The sequence below is a fragment of the Pontibacter rugosus genome (assembly GCF_042678745.1).
GTDB classification, from domain to species: domain Bacteria; phylum Bacteroidota; class Bacteroidia; order Cytophagales; family Hymenobacteraceae; genus Pontibacter; species Pontibacter rugosus.
The window spans coordinates 1-1,264 of sequence record NZ_JBHTLD010000424.1 but is presented as its reverse complement, the minus strand read 5'-3'; the positions used below and the strand labels follow the sequence as shown (position 1 = coordinate 1,264).

1 protein-coding gene is annotated in these 1,264 nt (G+C 46.8%); it reads right to left on the bottom strand.

Annotation, left to right across the window (positions count from 1 at the left end; all coding sequences use genetic code 11):
* Nucleotides 1-101 precede the first annotated feature (101 nt).
* On the bottom strand, nucleotides 102-1,226 hold the full coding sequence (gene dnaN, locus ACFQ2O_RS21680) for a DNA polymerase III subunit beta (RefSeq protein WP_377533003.1): 1,125 nt from the start codon (nucleotides 1,224-1,226) through the stop codon (nucleotides 102-104).
* Nucleotides 1,227-1,264 lie beyond the last annotated feature (38 nt).

Here is a 1,264-nt window from a genome sequence, read left to right as displayed (position 1 = left end):
GTGTGAATCTGTTCAGGAGAATCCTGAAGTATGAACGACGCTACCCACAAAAAAAGGCGGACATAAAGCCCGCCCTCTCTCAAGTATGGTTGTTGTGTAATTTAAACGTAGTTATTCAACATTACCGGCATCACGAGCATCAGCACGTCTTCCGCTTCTTCGTTAACGATTGGCATTAACAAGCCGGCACGGTTCGGAGTTGATAGCTCAAAAGTGATTTCGTTTGAGTCGATGTTGTTGAGCATCTCCATCAGGAATTTTGCATTGAAGCCGATTTCCATATCCTCTCCTTCATACTGGCAAGAAAGGCGCTCATTGGCTTCATTAGAGAAATCAAGATCCTCTGCAGACACCTGAAGCTCAGATCCAGACAATTTTAGGCGTATCTGGTGTGTTGTCTTGTTAGAGTAGATAGAGATTCGCTTCACAGAACTTTGTAGATCGGAACGCTCAATTACAAGCTTATTCGGGTTTTGCACCGGAATAACATTTTCATAATCAGGATAGCGCTCATCAATCAAACGACAGATCATACGGATATTGTCGAAGCTGAAGAAGGCGTTTGACTGGTTGAACTCCATACGCACTACTGTAGCCTCAGATGGCAAGGTGGACTTCAGCAGCGTAAAGGCTTTACGCGGCACGATGATAGATGCCTCCTGGCCTGTACCGATATCAGAGCGACGGTAACGCAGTAAGCGGTGTCCGTCAGTCGCTACAAAAGTCACACTCTCTGCATGCAGCTGCACAAAGATACCTGTCATGGCCGGGCGCAACTCATCTGTGCTTACCGCAAAAATGGTTTTGTTGATGGCTCTGGCCAGCACGTTCGATGGAATTTCAATGGCATTGCCACCCTGCACCGAAGGAACACGCGGGAAATCCGTTGCATTCTCACCAGACAGCTTGTAACGTCCGTTTGCTGAGCTGATCTCGATAGTATACGTCTCTTCGTCAATGGTAAAAGTAACCGGCTGGTCAGGCAGGTTCTTCAGCGTTTCGAGCAGAATTCTGGCAGGAGCAGCTATGCGGCCGTTCTCCTTCGCCTCTACCGGCAGCTCTGTGATCATGGAAGTCTCCAGGTCGCTTGCTGTAATGGTAAGGGTGCTGTTGTTAATCTCGAACAGGAAATTCTCCAGTATAGGTACAACCGGATTGTTTGTAACTACTCCGTTTATACTGGAAAGCTGCTTCAAAAGAGCAGAGGAAGAGACGATGAATTTCATTATGTATACCTAATATGTTAAGTAAAGCGACACAAGCT

Excerpts from the sequence above, each read along its gene's own strand:
- dnaN (WP_377533003.1), bottom strand. The coding sequence starts at position 1,226 with ATGAAATTCATCGTCTCTTCCTCTGCTCTTTTGAAGCAGCTTTCCAGT.